This window comes from Sporosarcina sp. P2 (assembly GCF_002743255.1).
In the GTDB taxonomy this organism is placed as follows: domain Bacteria; phylum Bacillota; class Bacilli; order Bacillales_A; family Planococcaceae; genus Sporosarcina.
Map to the genome: position 1 here is coordinate 59,561 of NZ_PDYY01000002.1, position 16,102 is coordinate 75,662.

At 41.8% G+C, this 16,102-nt stretch carries 17 protein-coding genes and 3 pseudogenes; 3 read left to right on the plus strand and 17 right to left on the minus strand.

Annotated features, from left to right (window positions below; genetic code table 11):
• Nucleotides 1-6: 6 nt before the first annotated feature.
• The 11 genes from accB to CSV67_RS02615 form a co-directional block, all read right to left on the minus strand.
• Nucleotides 7-510 carry an acetyl-CoA carboxylase biotin carboxyl carrier protein gene (gene accB, locus CSV67_RS02570; protein WP_099630072.1) on the minus strand — a complete coding sequence of 168 codons (504 nt, stop codon included), beginning with the start codon at nt 508-510 and terminating at the stop codon, nt 7-9.
• Between the two features lie 279 nt (nt 511-789).
• The gene (locus tag CSV67_RS02575) at nt 790-1,341 is read right to left on the minus strand and encodes a SpoIIIAH-like family protein (protein ID WP_099630073.1); all 552 of its coding nucleotides are present in this window, start codon (nt 1,339-1,341) and stop codon (nt 790-792) included.
• Between the two features lies 1 nt (nt 1,342).
• Nucleotides 1,343-1,750, minus strand: coding sequence for a hypothetical protein (locus tag CSV67_RS02580; protein WP_099630074.1), 408 nt, complete (start codon nt 1,748-1,750; stop codon nt 1,343-1,345).
• 63 nt (nt 1,751-1,813) lie between these two features.
• Entirely contained in the window at nt 1,814-1,981 is a 168-nt protein-coding gene (locus CSV67_RS16610; RefSeq protein WP_158232007.1) for a hypothetical protein, read from the minus strand.
• Nucleotides 1,982-1,990: 9 nt separating this feature from the next.
• Complete coding sequence (locus CSV67_RS02585; protein ID WP_158232006.1) at nt 1,991-2,890, minus strand: stage III sporulation protein AE; 900 nt, start codon at nt 2,888-2,890, stop codon at nt 1,991-1,993.
• A 35-nt stretch (nt 2,891-2,925) separates the two neighbouring features.
• Entirely contained in the window at nt 2,926-3,303 is a 378-nt protein-coding gene (locus tag CSV67_RS02590; protein WP_099630076.1) for a stage III sporulation AC/AD family protein, read from the minus strand.
• The gene (locus CSV67_RS02595; RefSeq protein WP_029054553.1) at nt 3,304-3,513 is read right to left on the minus strand and encodes a hypothetical protein; all 210 of its coding nucleotides are present in this window, start codon (nt 3,511-3,513) and stop codon (nt 3,304-3,306) included.
• A 320-nt stretch (nt 3,514-3,833) separates the two neighbouring features.
• Nucleotides 3,834-4,391 (minus strand): elongation factor P, encoded by a 558-nt coding sequence (gene efp / locus CSV67_RS02600; RefSeq protein ID WP_099630077.1) that lies wholly within the window; start codon nt 4,389-4,391, stop codon nt 3,834-3,836.
• Between the two features lie 24 nt (nt 4,392-4,415).
• Nucleotides 4,416-5,474: a M24 family metallopeptidase gene (locus CSV67_RS02605; RefSeq protein ID WP_099630078.1), complete on the minus strand. Its 1,059-nt coding sequence runs from the start codon at nt 5,472-5,474 to the stop codon at nt 4,416-4,418.
• A complete protein-coding gene (gene aroQ / locus CSV67_RS02610) occupies nt 5,471-5,917 on the minus strand; it encodes a type II 3-dehydroquinate dehydratase (RefSeq protein ID WP_099630079.1) in 447 nt (148 codons plus the stop codon). Before aroQ ends, CSV67_RS02605 begins: the two co-directional genes overlap by 4 nt.
• Before the next feature lie 70 nt (nt 5,918-5,987).
• A complete protein-coding gene (locus tag CSV67_RS02615; RefSeq protein ID WP_099630080.1) occupies nt 5,988-6,413 on the minus strand; it encodes a hypothetical protein in 426 nt (141 codons plus the stop codon).
• A gap of 122 nt (nt 6,414-6,535) precedes the next feature.
• On the opposite strand from CSV67_RS02615, the gene CSV67_RS02620 reads away from it, so the two are divergent.
• Complete coding sequence (locus tag CSV67_RS02620; protein ID WP_099630081.1) at nt 6,536-7,525, plus strand: DUF1385 domain-containing protein; 990 nt, start codon at nt 6,536-6,538, stop codon at nt 7,523-7,525.
• A 111-nt stretch (nt 7,526-7,636) separates the two neighbouring features.
• Here the strand turns inward: CSV67_RS02620 and CSV67_RS02625 are convergent, their stop codons facing one another.
• The 6 genes and pseudogenes from CSV67_RS02625 to CSV67_RS02650 form a co-directional block, all read right to left on the minus strand.
• Nucleotides 7,637-9,064 carry a carbon starvation CstA family protein gene (locus CSV67_RS02625; RefSeq protein ID WP_099630082.1) on the minus strand — a complete coding sequence of 476 codons (1,428 nt, stop codon included), beginning with the start codon at nt 9,062-9,064 and terminating at the stop codon, nt 7,637-7,639.
• Nucleotides 9,065-9,299: 235 nt separating this feature from the next.
• A pseudogene (locus CSV67_RS02630) lies at nt 9,300-10,418 on the minus strand (vitamin B12-dependent ribonucleotide reductase); the annotation flags it as partial.
• A 213-nt stretch (nt 10,419-10,631) separates the two neighbouring features.
• Complete coding sequence (locus CSV67_RS02635; protein WP_099630084.1) at nt 10,632-11,111, minus strand: HNH endonuclease; 480 nt, start codon at nt 11,109-11,111, stop codon at nt 10,632-10,634.
• Between the two features lie 86 nt (nt 11,112-11,197).
• Nucleotides 11,198-11,851 (minus strand): annotated as a pseudogene (locus tag CSV67_RS02640) (vitamin B12-dependent ribonucleotide reductase); the annotation flags it as partial.
• 311 nt (nt 11,852-12,162) lie between these two features.
• Nucleotides 12,163-12,960 (minus strand): annotated as a pseudogene (locus tag CSV67_RS02645) (ribonucleotide reductase N-terminal alpha domain-containing protein); the annotation flags it as partial.
• Nucleotides 12,961-13,123: 163 nt separating this feature from the next.
• Entirely contained in the window at nt 13,124-13,957 is an 834-nt protein-coding gene (locus CSV67_RS02650) for a lipoate--protein ligase family protein (protein WP_099630087.1), read from the minus strand.
• A 129-nt stretch (nt 13,958-14,086) separates the two neighbouring features.
• On the opposite strand from CSV67_RS02650, the gene CSV67_RS02655 reads away from it, so the two are divergent.
• Together CSV67_RS02655 and CSV67_RS02660 are read left to right on the plus strand one after the other, a co-directional pair.
• A complete protein-coding gene (locus tag CSV67_RS02655; protein ID WP_199173114.1) occupies nt 14,087-14,482 on the plus strand; it encodes a rhodanese-like domain-containing protein in 396 nt (131 codons plus the stop codon).
• 59 nt (nt 14,483-14,541) lie between these two features.
• Nucleotides 14,542-15,807 (plus strand): ATP-binding protein, encoded by a 1,266-nt coding sequence (locus CSV67_RS02660; RefSeq protein ID WP_099630089.1) that lies wholly within the window; start codon nt 14,542-14,544, stop codon nt 15,805-15,807.
• The last annotated feature ends 295 nt before the right edge of the window (nt 15,808-16,102 follow it).

Sequence of the window (16,102 nt, forward strand, 5' to 3'; positions counted from 1 at the left end):
TCCCCCTTAGTTTTCTCTAACAAGGAATAAAGGCTGTCCGTATTCCACAAGTTGACCGTCTTGCACTAAGATTTCAACGATTTCACCATGTACTTCTGACTCGATTTCGTTGAATAATTTCATTGCTTCTACGATACAAACGATGGATTCAGCTGTTACTTTATCACCAGTTTTAACGTATGCTTCTGCATCTGGTGATGAGGCCTTATAGAATGTTCCAACCATAGGGGAAGTGATTTTGTGTAGTGTTTCGTCAATTGCGACTTCAGCTGCTGGAGCTGCCGGCGCTTCTGGTGCTGGTGTTGGAGCTACTGTTGCAGTTTCTACTGGTGCTTGAACTGGAGCCGGTGCAGCTTGTGGTGTTTGTGGCGCTTCTGTAACTGTTGTGACGGCTTGTCCACCATTCTTCTCTAGTTTAATCTTCCCTCCATCTGATTCTAATGAAAACTTCTGGATGGATGATTGATCGATAAGCTTAATAATTTCTCGGATTTCTTGAATTTTCAACATATCTGATTCTCCTAACTAAATTTTCTTGCTATCGTATACTATGATAGTCGTTTTACAGTAAATATGGAATAGCAAAGACACAAATTATTCTATTATTCTTGATAAATGCCTACTAGTTGCAAATCTTGTGACAATTTATTCGAAAAAACGAAGATGTGTTATCTAGTATCTTTAAAGAGTTTACCTATAAGCGTATAATTCTAATTATATGTTGCACCTATTTCAAAAGCTTAATTTTTACTATGTAAAAAAGGAAGCCACATGGACTTCCTTTTGTCGTTATTCTTTTGTTTCTGCAAAATCGACTTTGACGGTTTGCGCGCCATCCCAACTCGACATGACATACTGTGTAATTTCATCCGCCATTTTCGGTGAATGGCTTTCATTCGATAACACCGTCACGTTGACTCGATCGCCATCTCCACGTACAAACACTTCTGGGTAACCAAGTGCAGCGATCTGCATCTCCATCAACGCTTCTGTCGAACTTACTTTTCGTAACGCAGCAATCTCATTAAAAATTTCATTTTTCTGTTCGGCGGTAAAGTCAGAAGACGTCATCTTCTCTGTCAACTGTTGCACCGTCTCGCTACGTTCGTTACGCACTTCCATACGCATATCCTGGAAAATATACGATTCAGCAAAGACCGGTTTCACTTCCTCCGACTTGCCTTCCTTTTCGAGTAAATTCGTTGCGTCCTTGGTTTCTTTCGTGAAGATTGCAATCCCATCAAACGGCATCGGCGCTTCCTTCTTCACGTAGTAGATTGAAATCACTGCGACTAGACTGAGTAGTGTTAAAAACCAAACTGTTCGTTTATTGGCTTTCATGTTAATTCCCCCTTTTCTTCATTTCCACGATGACGATACGATGTTCAGGCAATTGTAGGACGTTGGCTAAGAGTTGTGAAAGTCCGTTTCGTACAGCCGGATCGTCTGCCCCTTCCGCTACAACGAGCAACCCTTGCAAAGGTGATTGAGTTTTCCCATTGGATGAAGCGGAAAAATAATTGGCTAACGGGCTCTCTTCTTCTTTTTCATCGTAATGAAAATAAACTTTCACTTTCCCTAGCCCTTCCATTTGTTCAAGTGTTTCTTCAAGTGTTGACAGCATGCGCTTCTCTTCTTTTTTCTGTTTCTCCCCTCCTACATTCGCCGTACTGGTGATGTATAAAACGCTACACACCATAACCATCAAACCGATCATGATCAATCGGGGTTTCCCTGTGGGCTTTTCCAAGTTCCATCACCAACTCAACGTGAATTAACTAAAATGCATTCTACATTTGCATAATATGTAGCGTCACAGTAACTTATGACTTGCGAATTGTAGAATATATTGCAAAATCCAAATACCAATGGCCACTTTACACAATGGAATAAACATTCTTTCCATTTCACGGCTCGCCAGTAACTGAATAATTAGCGCAATGACTACCAAGTTGGCCAATCCGATTAAAAATACTTCCATACATCCGCCTCATTTCCCGAACGTCATCAGTTTAATGAACGTCACAATGAAAATCGTTGTATAGATGAAAGCGAATGTCAGCAAAAATGAAATAGCGCATAAAACAAACAACGTACGGCCGATATCGTCTAGTAAACCGCACACTTCCTTTTGCGAAAATGGTTCAATGATTGCCGCTGTCCATCTAAACATAAAGGCAATACATAGAATTCTAACTGCCGGCAATAGTGCGATCGTCCAGATCGATACGAGCAGCCAAATACTCATATAAGCCGTGGCGCCGGAAGAATACCGTCCAATTGATCCGAGCGTATCCGTCAACAATGAACCGATGACAGGAATGTTGTTCTTGATCAGCTCTTTCAACGGCTCATTCATAGCACCATTCATCGTCCAAGACAGCGCTCCACCCGCTGTAATAAAAATGGAATACGCTGCCACCATGGCGGAAACAAATGCAAGCAATGACGTACGCAATAAATCCGCCATTCGCGTGAAGGCAATTTCTGGTACCAATCGCGTGAAAATATCGAACAACAGCGCTGTTAATAACACCGGCAACAGGAACTTGTCTGCAAAAACGACAGCCCCTTGCGCAAATAACAACATAGCGGGTTGGAAATTCAAGACGCCAAACGTTGCACCAGAAGCCAAAATCATCGCAGCAATTAATGGATACATCCCAAGGAATAATGAAGCAATCGTGTGCGTGATGACTTGGATTTGCTCAAAACTTTCCTTGGCTGGCTCAATCAGCAATACTAAAATGAGGATGAGCAACAGAAACCTCGTCCACTTTTGAAACGCCGGGAGAAAGAAATCGACAAGAGAAGCAATGAGCAACATGATGAGCAACAAGAAAAATGGTCCGATGATACCCGCGATACTTTCCTGCAGAATATTCAACATAGTTGTCTCGTCCATTCATTATTGTTAGGATTCGTTCACCAAGGAATGAACGCGTGAATTGTCTCGATCAATTGCGTGATATACGGCAGCCACAATGTCATAATGACTACTTTCATGCTGGTCTGAAACAACTGCCCGAAGGCCCCGTACCCCTCATCTTTCATCTGAAGCGACAGAACTTCCGCCACATAATACAGACCTGCACTCACTACTAGTAGCGTCGCATAAGGCGACGGCAACTTTTCCGTCAACGCTAACAATGTCGACCCAAAAGGTACCAGGACCGTGAATAATACATACACTGTAACCAGTAAGAATAGCGTGGTATAAAGAATGGGATGCAAGGCAGGTGCGGCAAATGAAAGCAGAAGCAGCAAGAGATACACGACAAATAATTGAAAGAGAATTGCCATTTACATCGCCATGGATAGCCAGCTAAAGAATTCCGTAATCTCCGTAAAGAATATTCTAAGGAACATCAGCAACTCGATCGAGATGTACAGATACGCTAAAAAAAATAGGAAAAATGAGAACTCTTTCTTGCCTGTTTGCTCGAAGAACACGTGAAGTACCCCAATCACCAACCCGACGCCGGCGATGCGCAATAAGTCATTCAGTTCCATCCCGCTACGCCTCCTCCATAATCCACTCTATGAAGTAGGCTTCTTAGATATGCAAAAGTATAAAAGTATAGGGGACATTGCGGATTGAAAAAGATAGGGAGTAGTTTTTATTGGCGTGGGGATTTGAAGTTCAAAGATATACTCCCAACGCTTCGCTTATGCTCGCAAAAGCCGTTCTTCGTGACGGCTCTCGCTCTAGGCGGAGCTTCCATCCCGAAGCACTCACATTTAACAAACATTTATCAAAGATTTAGTTCTTGAACTTAATTCCACGCAAAAAAAGATGCCCCATTACTGGGACATCCTAAATAAGTATTTACTTATGCGCGGGAAACGTATTCTGCTTCTTCTGTGTTGATGATCAACATATCACCTTGGTTCACAAAGAATGGCACTTGTACGACAAGGCCTGTTTCCATCTTAGCTGGCTTCGAACCGCCACTCGCTGTGTCGCCTTTGATTCCAGGCTCTGTTTCAGCTACTTCAAGCGTAACGGTCACTGGTAATTCAACGCCAAGTACTTCATCTTTATATGTGATGACGTGAACTTCCATATTCTCTTTCAAGAACTTCAGTTCATATTCAAGTTGCTTTTCAGATAGTTCGATCTGCTCGTAAGATTCGTTATCCATGAATACGTGCATATCACCGTCAGCATATAAATACTGCATTTTACGGTTATCGATCTGTGCTTTTTCTACTTTTTCTCCCGCACGGAACGTCTTTTCGTTCACGTTGCCTGAGCGAAGATTACGCAGCTTCGAACGAACGAACGCTGCACCTTTACCTGGTTTTACGTGTTGGAAATCCATTACGCGCCAAATGTCACCATCAACTTCAATTGTTAATCCTGTACGAAATTCGTTTACTGAAATCATTCGTATTCCTCCATTTTTAACCGATTATAAAATAAGCAGTTCTTTAGTAGACTTTGTCAAACGTTCATTACCTGTTTCTGTAATCAGTATATCATCTTCAATCCGCACGCCACCTACACCAGGAAGATAGATTCCTGGTTCAACGGTAACCGCCATATTCGGCACAAGCACCGTTTTAGAACGGAATGATAAGGCTGGAGCTTCGTGAACTTCCATGCCAATCCCATGACCGGTTGAATGACCAAATGCCTCCCCATACCCTTTGGACTTGATATAATCGCGTGTAATTGCGTCGGCTTCGATACCAGTCATGCCGGGCTTAATTTGTTCCACACCCAGTTCTTGGGCACGTAACGTAACTTCATAGATTTCACGAAGTTTAGCAGAAGGCTCACCGATCGCAACGGTTCTCGTAATATCCGAGATATACCCATTATAGAGGGCACCGTAATCCATTGTAACTAAATCACCTGTCTCAATCACTTTATCAGATGCGACCCCATGTGGTAAAGCCCCTCTTTCACCAGAAGCAACAATTATGTCAAATGAAGAGGATGTCGCACCTTGTTTCCGCATGAAAAACTCCAATTCATTGGCGATTTCTAGCTCCGTTTTACCTGCTTGGATGACCGAACAAATATAAACGAATGCCGCGTCCGCGATGGCTGCTGCTTGCTTCAACACTTCGATTTCTTCCGGCGTCTTAATTAAACGTAATTTCTCTATTAAACCTGCGACAGGCACTAGTTTCGCTTTTATCTGTTCGTTATACATCTCAAACTGACTATAACTGAGATCCTCTTTTTCGAAGCCTAGTGTATCAATCTTCATCTCTTTTACTTGATTCGCAACTTCTTGGATCATCGTGCCCGTATGCTGGACAATGCGATAGTCTTTTAGTTGGTCATTGGCTTGCTCCATATAACGGAAGTCTGTAATGAAAACTGCATCATCTTGTGAAACAATTGCCGTACCAGCAGATCCCGTGAAGTTTGTCATATAGCGACGGTTATACGGATTTGTAATGAATAATGCATCAAGTTGCTGTTCTTTTAGTAATTTTCTTAATTGCTCTATTTTCAAGACGGTCTCTCCTTTCGTTTTAACAAAAACGCTTGGAAGGCAAGATCGTAGCCCGCTGTTCCAAAACCGCACAATTGCCCTGCTGCAACAGGCGCAATGACAGACGTGTGTCGGAACTCTTCACGAGTATGTATATTTGAGATATGGACTTCAATTACCGGAACGGAAATAGAGGCGATTGCGTCACGAAGCGCAATGCTATAGTGTGTAAATGCGCCCGGATTGAAGATGATCCCATCAATTTCTCGATCCCCGGCATCGTGAATCTTATTGATGAGCTCACCTTCTATATTGGATTGAAAACACGCGAGCGTGATGTCTGATTCATCCGCTAGACGCTGTATTCGGCTTTCAATATCTGCAAGTGTCTCCGCCCCGTAAATATCCGGTTCTCTTTTGCCCAATCGGTTCAAGTTTGGACCATTTAAGAGTAACAGTTCCATTAAATCCCCTCCCACTCATTTTTCTTCCCTATTTTAGCACAATGCAGTAGCGGGACATACTAATACTGTTCTAGCCTATTGTTTTTTTCATGTAGACAGATGTTCCGATGACGAAACGGAAGATCATCGCAAACAAACAAGCAAACGGTATCGATATTTTTTTAATGAATTGTGTCATTGTCAAATCTGCTTTGACGTGGATCATCCATTCAATGAAGAGTATTACAATAATTGTGACGATCAATGAAGAAACAGTGGGTGGAATCTTAATCGTCAGACGTGCAATAAAGTACAGGATAAAAAATAGCAAGAAGCAGATGACTCCCAATATCACCCACTTAAACCAGCCAGGAAAAGTCGTAAGCATATGAAGTTTTTTTGTCCAGCCTATTGGTGACCATTTTATAAATTTGAAAACTTTCAGGAATTTCAGTGAAATGATAGATAGTACCGCAGCCACAACAGCTGTCCACATATGTGTTGATGTAATTTTCATGACAATACCTCCCATTCCAGTGTCGGGCAATTTACAACTTTTTAAACATCTCAATGGTGCAATTTCACTTTTTTTAGTACAATGGGAATATCGTTTCTTACGACAGAAAGTGTGGGTATGTTATGAGCCAACAGAAAACTCCTCCGGCATACGGAGGTCAAGCACTTATAGAAGGTGTAATGTTCGGTGGAAAGAAGGATACGGTGACAGCTATTCGCCGTAAAGATGATACGATCGAGTACTACCATGTACCGAGAGAATCACATCCTATACGCACCAAATTAAAAAAAATTCCTTTAATTCGTGGTATTGTCGCGCTAATCGAATCGGCTGGTAATGGTTCTAAGCATTTGACGTTTGCAAGTGATCGCTACGATGTGATGCCTGGCGAAGAAGAGGAACATGCTAAAGAAGAAGAGACGTCGAAACTAGTCATGATGCTTGGAGTGGCGGCAGTCGGAGTGTTGTCGTTTATTTTTGGTAAGTTCGTCTTTACACTTGCACCCGTTTTCTTAGCGGAGTTATTTCAATCCGTGGCACCTAGCAAAACGGCACAAATTATGATCGAAAGCTTCTTTAAACTATTCTTGTTACTGACGTATATCGGATTGATTTCTATGACACCGCTGATCAAGCGCGTTTTCCAATATCACGGCGCAGAGCATAAAGTCATCAATAACTACGAAAGTAATATGGAAATGACAGTAGAAAATGTACAGTCGCAATCCCGATTGCATTATAGATGCGGTAGTAGTTTCATTTTGTTCACGGTCATCGTCGGAATGTTCATCTACTTCTTAGTTCCAACCGACCCACTTTGGTTGCGCGTCCTCAATCGGATTTTGTTAATTCCGGTAGTGCTCGGCATATCATTTGAAGTATTACAGTTGACGAATGCGGTGCGCAACGTACCGGTACTTCGTTATCTAGGATACCCTGGGCTTTGGTTGCAATTATTAACAACAAAAGAGCCAGACGACAAGCAAGTAGAAGTTGCCATTGCTTCTTTTGAAAAATTATTGGAAGTGGAAGAACACGGAGTAGGTGTGTTGAATCCCCAACTAGCAGCAGAAACCGAAGAAGAGAATGAGCCAAAACCTCTTCTTTCATAAGATTAAACAAAGAGCCTCGAATGTATTTTTTACATGTTTAAGGCTCATATTTCCACAAAATTTTTCATGAAAGTAAAAGGGCCTTAGCACATTCGCTAAAGGCCCTTTTTTCTATTGTTCACTCACAATAACTGGAACTTGTTTCGATTGAATGACTTTCAGTATGTAAAACACACCAATCGCAGCTGAAACTGCAATTCCTGTACCTACAGATACAGCGTAGTCTAGATGTAGACCTTCAGGAGCATACATCCAGTACGTCACGACGACTGCAGTCATGAACAGTGCAGGAATTCCCGCAATCCAATGTGTTCGCTTTTCTCTGATTAAATAAGAGGTTGCGGTCCAAAGCATGATGGCTGCTACCAGTTGATTCGTGCCGCCAACATACCGCCACAAGAACGAATAGTCGATTGTGGATAGATAGAACATCGGTACACCTAATAGCAATGTACTAGCTAAAACCACCCACTTTTTATTGGGATTCAACCACTTAGATGTCGCTTCCGTGAAAATCATACGCGCTGAACGAAGAGCTGTATCACCCGTTGTAATCGGCAAAATAATCACACCTAAAATAGCTAACATTCCACCAAACGAACCTAGTAATGTACTCGAAATTTCGTTTACTGCACCTGCAGGACCACCCGCAGCCAAGGCGCCTTGCAATCCTGCCGTACCACCAAAGAATGTCATACCTGCCGCAGCCCACACCATTGCGATGATACCTTCCGCAATCATTGCGCCATAAAACACTTTCCGGCCCTCCGACTCCTTTTTCATCGTTCTAGAAACAATTGGACTTTGCGTACAGTGAAAACCAGAGATAGCTCCACAAGAAATCGTTACCATCAGCAATGGCCAAATTGGCAACTCTCCAGGATGTAAGTTCTGTAAAGTTAAATTCGGGATTTTTTCAGGACCAAATAATAACGCGCCACCGATTCCAACTGCCATCACGATCAACACTACCCCAAACACTGGATATAAACGGCCTATAATTTTATTAATCGGCAAAATAGCCGCCAACACGAAGTAACCAAATATAATAATAAGTGACACGATAAATGACAGCGGTGTAATGGATGAAATAAGTTGCGCTGGCCCTGCAGTAAAGGCAGCCGCCACAAGAACCATTAAAACAATTGAAATCACATTGATGAAACGTCTGGCGAAATCACCTAAATACTCTCCTACAATTTTAGGGAATTGAGCACCGCCGTGTTTTAGAGATAACATGCCAGAAAAGTAATCATGAACAGCTCCTGCAAAAATACTACCAAACACAATCCAAATGAATGCGACAGGTCCATATAACGCGCCCGCAATTGCCCCGAATATTGGGCCTAAGCCTGCGATGTTCAGTAATTGGATCAACCAGCCTTTCCACCAACTCATCGGCACGTAATCCATACCATCAGCCTGTGTATAGGCAGGCGTTTTCCTTGCATCATCAATCACAAATACCTTTTCGACCACTTTCGAATACGTTAGGTAACCAATGATTAATAAGACGATGGATGATAAAAATGTCAGCATGAAACCCCTTCTTTCTCGTCTTTTTATGTATTTGTCTGATAGATAGTTATACTATCAAACAATTTTCAACTTAGTATATAATAGTTTGAAAATTATATCAACATAGATTCTTGAAATAATTTAACTTTTATTACGAATACGATATTCACCTACAAGAGAAGGCTGTTATCCTTTTCCTATGAAAGCACAAAACCCCGAATGCATAAGAGCATTCGGGGTTTTGTCTAGTATTGAATTATAAACCACACTTCAACTGTGCTTGGCAATTGGTACACGTGTTACATCCACCAATTTCTTCTACTGTACCTTGTCGGCAAACTGGGCATGTGTCGCCCACTTCTGAACCGATTGTAACATTTGTAGAACGCAATGCTTGGATTGTATTAACGAGCACGACTTTCGGCTGTTCTGTCACTTCGACTACTTCTTCTGTATCCGGAATATTATCTTCCGCTTTCAGAGTTAGTACTTGTGCATCACGGCTACCGTCGACGTATACTGTACCGCCCTTTGCCCCGCCTTTATACAATCTCTCGTACACACTCTCGACTTGTTCCACTGTATAGCCGCGTGGTGCGTTAACGGTTTTAGAAATCGAGCTGTCGATCCAGCGCTGAATGATACATTGCACATCCGCATGCGCTTCTGGTGATAATTCCATTGAAGAAATAAACCACTCAGGCAAGTTATTCGGATCTGCATCAGGATTAGCCTGCAAATACTCTTCTACAATCGCTGCTTTTACTTCGATGAATTTCCCTAAGCGTCCGCTGCGATAATATGTGAATGAGAAATAAGGTTCTAACCCGGTACTGACCCCTACCATGGTTCCAGTGGATCCAGTTGGTGCAACTGTCAATAAATGGGAGTTTCTAATTCCATGTTCCAAAATCGATTCGCGGATATCTTCTGGCATGCGCTTCATAAAGCCAGAATAAATGAAAGCATGACGTAATGCTTTCGTTTCTTCATCCGTTTGACCAATTAGGAACGGGAAACTTCCTTTTTCTTTCGCCAATTCAATCGATTCGCGGTAAGCAGTTGTCGCAATTACTTCAAATACTTCATCCACTAATTGATTTCCTTCAGGCGAGCCGTATTCTTTTTCACAGTAGATGTGAAGATCAGCAAGCCCCATCACACCAAGACCTACACGGCGTTCGCCAAGAGCTTGTACTTTATTTTCTTCAAGGAAGTACGGCGTAGCATCGATGACATTATCTTGCATACGCACACCAGTCTGTACCGTCTCTCTCAACTTTTCAAAGTTAACCGTCTTCGTATTTTTGTCTGCCATCTCAGCAAGATTGACAGCAGCTAAATTACAGACAGAATATGGTGCAAGTGGTTGTTCCAGTTGTTATCCTAAAGGCTTTTTATCCTCTAGTTCTTACAGTTGTCTTCCTGTAAGTTCAGCATACATTTTCACTGCGTCATTCATACAGTGTTGCGGTCTCGTGCCTGGATTATAGTCTGATCAGGATCAATCAGGATCACCAGGTATGCGTTGCCCCTGACTAAAAATTTACTTCTAGCCTTCGGTTCGGATTGGCAAGTATAATTAACTTCAAAATCGACTTATATAAACAAGAAGAAATTCAAGAAATTCTTCGATATTTCTAATTCCTTTTAAATTATTACAATCACTGCAGGAAATAGCAATATTATTAATTTCATGTTTCCCTTCTCTTGAAAGTGGTTGCTTATGGTCAAAAACAATGTCTTCTCGATTTAGGGGTATTCTACAATAATGGCAACAAGGATCAGTATCATACAACAGCTTCAGTTCCATTCCAGAAATAGGCTTAGAGTTAATAATTACCTTTGCAGCAATTCCAGTTCTTCTTCCCTTGGCATTGTTAAAGCTGTAAGATCTAACCCTCCAAAAAGAAATATGATCATTTTCAGCCCACTTAGCTTTAGAATAAGTTGAATGGTTCTTTTTACATACTTTGCATTGTTGTCTATATCCATCTCTGCTATCTACCCTTTTTTCGAAATCATTAACAGTTTTAGTAACACCACAAGTTTTACATGTTTTTTTCATAAGCCCCTCGTCAATTTAATTTTCTTTTAATTATACTATTTCTCAGCTTTCCCGCTTCATCCCGCAATTTTTAACGTGAGGCGAACTTCACCACACGGATTCGTTGCTACAACTTGCTGTCCGTAAGCCTTCGCATTCGTGTCGTCATTTGCATTATCAATGAAGAATATGCCTGGTTCCGCTGAATACGTAGCACAGATATTAATTAAATCCCATAGTGCGCGGGCTTTAATCGTACGATACACACGAACTTCGTGACCTAGACGTTCCCATTCGCGTACATCGCCAACTTCATGCCACTGTTCATTATAATACTTCATCTGTTCAGGAGAATAATTTTCGACTGCCGGGAAACGTAAGTCGTAATCCGCGTCTTCTTCCACCGCTTTCATGAAGTCATCCGTTAATGTTACGGAAATATTCGCTCCTGTCAGGAATTCCGGATTATGAACGGTGTACGTTCCGCCATCCTGAAGCTTCAGCTCAGCGTCACGGATAATCGCTGCGTTAAAACCACCTTGACCTGGGATTTGTTTATAGTTTGTGATGCCTTGATACATTGCTTCTTCTTGTGCTGTCAAAGGTTTGAAATTCAGTTTCTCATCTGCCAGCTTCTTGATCATTTCGTCTTCTGTGTTTTCGATCAAATAGCGCAAAATTCGCGGATTTTGCATTTTGGAGATGATAAATTCATAAATGTCCGGGTGCCAGTTTGATAACATGATCATTTGAGCCATTATGTTACGTTGATACGCTACATCAACTCTCTATGTCACCATAGAGTTCAGACCATATCTTACACCTATTGAGGTGTCCTCGCACTTCGAGTTCGCTTGAACCCTACTCTACTCGCTTCTGCTGTTCGCATGCTTTCGATGGTCGTTGAACCTTCCTCATAACATTCGTCTTAGAGGCTTGGCTGCTGATTGTCTTTCACCACTTGTTGTTTTCAAGCATTCACGCTCACCGTTTCCAGTCACGTTGTAGCCAACAAGTCATAAGAGTTTCCAGCAATTCACGAGGTTTTTTTATAGACGAGGCACTTCTCTTTACCACGTCTTGATCCGCCTTGCTCAACCAAATGAGTCAACTTCGCAATATCATCCAGCCATGAAACCGATCCAGATGACTTCCCGTTGACACCGCGTGCCAATGTGTTGCGTGGACGCAATGTCGAACCGTTCGTTCCTACACCGCCACCACGACTCATAATCTCCATCACTTGCTTGCGGTGATCGGAAATTCCTTCACGGGAATCGGGTACAAACGGCATCACATAACAGTTAAAGAACGTGACATCCGTATCCGATCCTGCGCCATACAGCACGCGACCAGCTGGAATGAAGTTCAATGCCTTCAACTGATCATAGAACATGTTATACGACTGCGTTCTTCTATCTTCCGTCTTTTCAACAGATGCAAGTCCAGTCGCATTACGTTTCGCAATTTGCTCGTAGAACACTTCCAGCGGCTTCTCAATCACATCAAGGGGACGTGTAATCATTCCTTTTTGTTGCTCGTCCAGATCATCGATCGATGAACGATATTCTGGCTCAATCCAGATCTCCGCTTTTCCGTTCGCTTTATCAAGTTTTGTAATATAACCTAACCCACGAGCGGGGAACTTTGGATCTTCTCTCACTGTAAGAACGACAAAATCGCCTTCTTTTAATGACTTCTTTTCCATATCTTTAAATGAATACCGATCGATCATTACTAGACGTGATACTCCGCTGTGAGTCAGCTTCATATCCTCGGTAACCGGGTGAACTTGAGGGAAATTCGCAATATCCTCATTCAGCTGTTGCTTATCAAGCATTGGTTCGCCTTGTTTTGACATCGTAACCATATAACATCCTCCTCATAACGCTCCAAACACTATATATAGTGTTTAGCTTATTAAATAATCTACTACATATTGAATAGTATATCAATCGACATGTATTTTTCAAAAACGTAAAATCGTTGATATTACGACATTTCAACAAAAAAATAAAACCAAAGTACTAATTTCATTTCTTGAAATTCCAGTCATCATTGGCATATTTCTCTTTTTCAATTTGATGGACCAAAGCAAGCTGTTCCGGTGTTAATTCAAGTGGTTCCAATGAAATGTCGAGCGACGCTTCAAATCCCTTAGAAAAGGCCTGTTTACATTCCTCTGTTGAAATCTTGCGGTCCGTCAATCGGTCAATCGCAATTGCGCGATCTGGCAACGTTCTACGTACGCGTTCTTTCAAAGCGGGCGATGAATAGGTAAAAATAGATGTCAATTTATCGACATCTAAGCTCATCAAAATTGCCCCATGTTGCAAAATCACGCCTTTTTGACGTGTTTGGGCACTGCCGGCAACCTTTTTACCTTCGACGACAAGTTCATACCAGCTTGGTGCATCAAAACAAACACCGCTCTTTGGACTTCGTAATTGCGCTGTGATTTCTTGATCCGGAATCGAGAATTCTGCTTGAAGCCCTAGATTACGAAATCCTTGCAGCAATCCGCCAGAAATCACACGGTATGCTTCTGTCACCGTCTCCGGCATATTCGGGTATTTTTCACTAACAATTACACTGTATGTAAGCTCATGTTCATGCAGGACACCACGCCCCCCTGTTGGTCTTCGGACAAATCCAAGCCCAAGTTCTTTCACTTTTTCCATATCGATATCTTTTTCAATACGCTGGAAGTACCCAATCGATAATGTAGCGGGTTCCCACTCATAAAAACGCAGAACCGGTCCGATTTCACCTCGGCTATGTAAGTCAAGCAGCGCTTCGTCCAGCGCCATATTGAAGGAAGGACTACATTTCCCAGAGTCTACATAATGCCACACGGCTTTTGTCATAATCTATTCTCCTTCGTGTTTATACTCCACCAATAGTATAGGAAATCGTCAATGAAAAAAACAATAACGCATTTCATTTTATCATTAGGATTGAACTGATGCCAGATAATCTTTATAATAGAGATATTGATGAAGGGGGAAGTTTTTTTGAGTTATTATATTTTGGGAGTAGCCGTGCTCGCGGTCATTTTGTATTTCGTTATAACATACATACGGGTCGGGAAGGCATTGACCAGTCTGACACAAGAAGAGTTTATTAAAGGGTATCGCAAAGCACAATTGATCGATGTGCGTGAACCAAAAGATTTCGAAGCTGGACATATTTTAGGTGCGCGTAATATTCCATTTACACAGTTCTCACAGCGCTATAAGGAAATCCGCCCCGATAAACCCGTTTATCTTTATGACCAAAACACTAGCCGTACAGGCCGTGCAGCGCTGTTCTTGAAGAAAAAAGGTTGTACAGAAATCTATCAGCTACGTGGTGGATTTAAACAGTGGTCAGGTAAAATTAAAACAAAATAACATTGTAGATCCTCCTTAAAAAGGAGGATCTACTTATTTATAGGGAGAGTGTTTTAGTAATGATACCATCTTTTTTAATTCCACTTCATTCGGCACAATACGAAAAATTGACACATTATCACAATTACGGTGTCGTCATTGAAGCGATTCTTGACACACTTCAACAACGTTCACCTGCCGATTGGCAAATCATCCAAGTCGATGAATTCGCTTCTTACACAGAAACGATGCTTCCTGAATTGATTCATCGCAAACAATTGCCTTATGAATCACTTAGTCATATCTACGCCACATTGCCGACACAAAAGATTCAGCAAGACGTATCAACTGATGCATTTTCACTACAAGGCGCTGAAACAATTGACAATCAGTTGCTATTCTTTCCTGAACATCAAATCGCCATCGCCAATATTAGCTATTATGTCGCAACAGGCTCCACCTGGTCAGAGCATACAGTATTTGCGCCATCTGCGAGTCACGTCAAAGATTTCATCGAAGTACTGAATCAACTACAACGAGAAGCGATGAAAACGAATATTACGTATTTAGTGGATACTGAAGAAGGTATGGAAAAAAAGACGTATGGCGCTGGCACACAAATCGAGCGCAGTGATGTCCTACTCGATGAACATTTGAAGAATGATCTATTTCGTTCTATCGATGAATTCTTCCGAGACGGTGGGGCTTTCTTTAAAGAATACGGACTGCCGTATAAAAGAGGGATCTTGCTGTACGGATCTCCGGGTAACGGCAAAACGACGCTTGTGCGTTCTATCACCGGAACAACTGACGCACCTGTCGTCTACTGGCAAATCACGGAATTCACGGGAAGTCATTCCGTACAGGAAGTGTTCACTACAGTCGAGCGTCTAGCACCCGCCATCCTCGTAATTGAAGATATGGACTCCATGCCTGAACATATGAGAAGCACATTTCTGAACATTCTAGATGGCGTACATGTCCGTGACGGCCTATTCATCATCGGTACGACCAATTACCCTGAACGCATTGACCCTGCCCTCATCAACCGCGCAGGCCGATTTGACAGCACATATGAAATCAAATCCCCGACACGAGAAGTCCGTAAGCTATACATGGAAAAACTGGATCGCAAAAAGATACTTTCGGAAGAACAAGTTGAAAAAATAGCGAAGCAGACAAAAGGCCTTTCGGTATCACAGTTGAATGAATTATATATGTCGATCGCGCTTACTTACCATTATGAGAAGAACATTCAATATGAAGAACGAATCCGCCAGTTACAGAAGCAGCATCGACAAGCTACTCGAGATGACTGGGAAACCGATTCAACAATAGGTTATTAAGACGAAAAAGAGGTTGCCTTGACTTGATCAAGACAACCTCTTTTCCTTGGTTATGTATATTTTTACGCGGTGTCACTCAGTCTAGTTCTAGATTCTGATCTCCATACAAAAATGCGCCTTACTTTCAAAGACCGCAATGGTTTGTGAATGTAGTAATTCCATATGATAACAAGTATATAATAGTAAGCTTCTATTATTCACAGTGATTTATACATTAAACAACAGTAGTGTCGATTTAAGGGTGTTTTATTCCGCCTATAATGCTTGAATTATCAATCATCATACACATTTCCGT

Coding starts and splice junctions, on each gene's coding strand:
- accB (WP_099630072.1), bottom strand. CDS start 510: ATGTTGAAAATTCAAGAAATCCGAGAAATTATTAAGCTTATCGATCAA.
- CSV67_RS02575 (WP_099630073.1), bottom strand. CDS start 1,341: ATGAAAGCCAATAAACGAACAGTTTGGTTTTTAACACTACTCAGTCTA.
- CSV67_RS16610 (WP_158232007.1), bottom strand. CDS start 1,981: ATGGAAGTATTTTTAATCGGATTGGCCAACTTGGTAGTCATTGCGCTA.
- CSV67_RS02585 (WP_158232006.1), bottom strand. CDS start 2,890: ATGTTGAATATTCTGCAGGAAAGTATCGCGGGTATCATCGGACCATTT.
- CSV67_RS02590 (WP_099630076.1), bottom strand. CDS start 3,303: ATGGCAATTCTCTTTCAATTATTTGTCGTGTATCTCTTGCTGCTTCTG.
- CSV67_RS02595 (WP_029054553.1), bottom strand. CDS start 3,513: ATGGAACTGAATGACTTATTGCGCATCGCCGGCGTCGGGTTGGTGATT.
- efp (WP_099630077.1), bottom strand. CDS start 4,391: ATGATTTCAGTAAACGAATTTCGTACAGGATTAACAATTGAAGTTGAT.
- aroQ (WP_099630079.1), bottom strand. CDS start 5,917: ATGGAACTGTTACTCTTAAATGGTCCAAACTTGAACCGATTGGGCAAA.
- CSV67_RS02615 (WP_099630080.1), bottom strand. CDS start 6,413: ATGAAAATTACATCAACACATATGTGGACAGCTGTTGTGGCTGCGGTA.
- CSV67_RS02620 (WP_099630081.1), top strand. CDS start 6,536: ATGAGCCAACAGAAAACTCCTCCGGCATACGGAGGTCAAGCACTTATA.
- CSV67_RS02625 (WP_099630082.1), bottom strand. CDS start 9,064: ATGCTGACATTTTTATCATCCATCGTCTTATTAATCATTGGTTACCTA.
- CSV67_RS02635 (WP_099630084.1), bottom strand. CDS start 11,111: ATGAAAAAAACATGTAAAACTTGTGGTGTTACTAAAACTGTTAATGAT.
- CSV67_RS02650 (WP_099630087.1), bottom strand. CDS start 13,957: ATGACAAAAGCCGTGTGGCATTATGTAGACTCTGGGAAATGTAGTCCT.
- CSV67_RS02655 (WP_199173114.1), top strand. CDS start 14,087: ATGAAGGGGGAAGTTTTTTTGAGTTATTATATTTTGGGAGTAGCCGTG.
- CSV67_RS02660 (WP_099630089.1), top strand. CDS start 14,542: ATGATACCATCTTTTTTAATTCCACTTCATTCGGCACAATACGAAAAA.